We start from the raw sequence: 3,020 nt of genomic DNA, 5'->3' as shown, positions 1-3,020 counted from the left end.
AGTCTATTAACTTCTGTCGCTAAACCACTTTGGCGTTGTATGGTTAAGCCTCACGGGTAATTAGTACGAGTTAGCTTAATGCCTCACAGCACTTCCACATCTCGCCTATCAACGTTGTAGTCTTCAACGGCCCTTCAGTTGACTCTAAGTCAAAGTGAGAACTCATCTCGAGGCTCGCTTCCCGCTTAGATGCTTTCAGCGGTTATCGATTCCGAACGTAGCTACCGGGCAATGCAATTGGCATCACAACCCGAACACCAGCGGTTCGTCCACTCCGGTCCTCTCGTACTAGGAGCAGCCCCTCTCAATTCTCAAACGCCCACGGCAGATAGGGACCGAACTGTCTCACGACGTTCTAAACCCAGCTCGCGTACCACTTTAAATGGCGAACAGCCATACCCTTGGGACCGACTTCAGCCCCAGGATGTGATGAGCCGACATCGAGGTGCCAAACACCGCCGTCGATATGAACTCTTGGGCGGTATCAGCCTGTTATCCCCGGAGTACCTTTTATCCGTTGAGCGATGGCCCTTCCATTCAGAACCACCGGATCACTATGACCTACTTTCGTACCTGCTCGACGTGTCTGTCTCGCAGTTAAGCTTGCTTCTACCATTACACTAACCGTACGATGTCCGACCGTACTTAGCAAACCTTCGTGCTCCTCCGTTACTCTTTGGGAGGAGACCGCCCCAGTCAAACTACCCACCAGGCACTGTCCTCAACCCCGATTCAGGGGCCTAAGTTAGAACATCAACACTACAAGGGTGGTATTTCAAGGTCGGCTCCACACAAACTAGCGTCTGCGCTTCAAAGCCTCCCACCTATCCTACACATGTAGGGTCAATGTTCAGTGCCAAGCTGTAGTAAAGGTTCACGGGGTCTTTCCGTCTAGCCGCGGGTACACAGCATCTTCACTGCGATTTCAATTTCACTGAGTCTCGGGTGGAGACAGCGTGGCCATGGTTACACCATTCGTGCAGGTCGGAACTTACCCGACAAGGAATTTCGCTACCTTAGGACCGTTATAGTTACGGCCGCCGTTTACCGGGGCTTCGATCAAGAGCTTCGCCTAAGCTAACCCCATCAATTAACCTTCCGGCACCGGGCAGGTGTCACACCGTATACGTCATCTTACGATTTTGCACAGTGCTGTGTTTTTAATAAACAGTCCCAGCCACCTGGTCACTGCGGCTCTCGCCTGCTTACGACGCGAAGTCTTCACAAGTAAGAGCGTACCTTCTCCCGAAGTTACGGTACAATTTTGCCTAGTTCCTTCACCCGAGTTCTCTCAAGCGCCTTAGTATTCTCTACCTGACCACCTGTGTCGGTTTAGGGTACGATTCAGTATGAACTGAAGCTTAGAGGCTTTTCCTGGAAGTAGGGCATCAACAACTTCACCACCTTGGTGGCTCGTCTCGACTCTCAGCCTTAGCAACCCGGATTTTCCTAAGTCGCCAGCCTACAGCCTTTCACATGGACAACCAACGCCATGCTTGCCTAGCCTGCTCCGTCCCCCCATCGCATTCATACCAAGTACGGGAATATTAACCCGTTTCCCATCGACTACGCTCTTCAGCCTCGCCTTAGGGGTCGACTCACCCTACCCTGATTAACATGGGATAGGAACCCTTGGTCTTCCGGCGTGCGGGTTTTTCACCCGCATTATCGTTACTCATGTCAGCATTCGCACTTCTGATATGTCCAGCATGCCTCCCGGCACACCTTCAGCCACTTACAGAACGCTCCCCTACCCCGCACACTATTGTGTGCAGCCGTAGCTTCGGTGGTATGTTTAGCCCCGTTACATCTTCCGCGCAGGCCGACTCGACTAGTGAGCTATTACGCTTTCTTTAAAGGGTGGCTGCTTCTAAGCCAACCTCCTAGCTGTTTTAGCCTTCCCACATCGTTTCCCACTTAACATACACTTTGGGACCTTAGCTGACGGTCTGGGTTGTTTCCCTCTCCACGACGGACGTTAGCACCCGCCGTGTGTCTCCCGGATAGTACTTTACGGTATTCGGAGTTTGCAAAGGGTTGGTAAGTCGGGATGACCCCCTAGCCTTAACAGTGCTCTACCCCCGTAAGTATTCGTCCGAGGCTCTACCTAAATAGATTTCGGGGAGAACCAGCTATCTCCCGGTTTGATTAGCCTTTCACTCCTAGCCACAGGTCATCCCCTAACTTTTCAACGTTAGTGGGTTCGGTCCTCCAGTCAGTGTTACCTGACCTTCAACCTGCCCATGGCTAGATCACCGGGTTTCGGGTCTATACCCTGCAACTTAAGCGCCCAGTTAAGACTCGCTTTCGCTACGGCTCCCCTAAATGGTTAACCTCGCTACAGAATATAAGTCGCTGACCCATTATACAAAAGGTACGCAGTCACCCAACAAGTAGGCTCCTACTGCTTGTACGTACACGGTTTCAGGTTCTATTTCACTCCCCTCACAGGGGTTCTTTTCGCCTTTCCCTCACGGTACTGGTTCACTATCGGTCAGTTGGGAGTATTTAGCCTTGGAGGATGGTCCCCCCATATTCAGTCAAAGTTTCACGTGCTCCGACCTACTCGATTTCACTTTTGATAAGTTGTCGTGTACGGGACTATCACCCTGTTTCGTCATGCTTTCCAGCATGTTCCACTAACTACACTAAAGCTTAAGGGCTGCTCCGATTTCGCTCGCCGCTACTTTCGGAATCTCGGTTGATTTCTTTTCCTACGGGTACTTAGATGTTTCAGTTCTCCGCGTTCGCCTCGTTAACCTATGTATTCAGTTAACGATACCTGCAAGCAGGTGGGTTTCCCCATTCGGAAATCCTAGTCTCAAGCGCCTCTTACTGGCTTGACTAGGCTTATCGCAAGTTAGTACGTCCTTCATCGCCTCCAACTGCCAAGGCATCCACCGTGTACGCTTAGTCACTTAACCATACAACCCAAAATAGTTTTAAGTTGTACTGCTAAAGACAGTTTAACTTCGCCAGAAGTTAATATTGAATACTAAAGTAGACGCTAATTAATCAAA

General features: G+C 50.6%; 1 rRNA gene. It reads right to left on the bottom strand.

Going from position 1 to position 3,020, the window contains the following annotated elements:
• Positions 1–39: 39 nt before the first annotated feature.
• Positions 40–2,924, bottom strand: a 23S ribosomal RNA gene (locus F9Y84_RS21700).
• Between the last annotated feature and the right edge of the window lie 96 nt (positions 2,925–3,020).

The organism is Pseudoalteromonas peptidolytica, assembly GCF_012641745.1.
GTDB classification, from domain to species: Bacteria; Pseudomonadota; Gammaproteobacteria; order Enterobacterales; family Alteromonadaceae; genus Pseudoalteromonas; species Pseudoalteromonas peptidolytica.
This window is presented reverse-complemented; position numbering and strand designations above follow the sequence as displayed.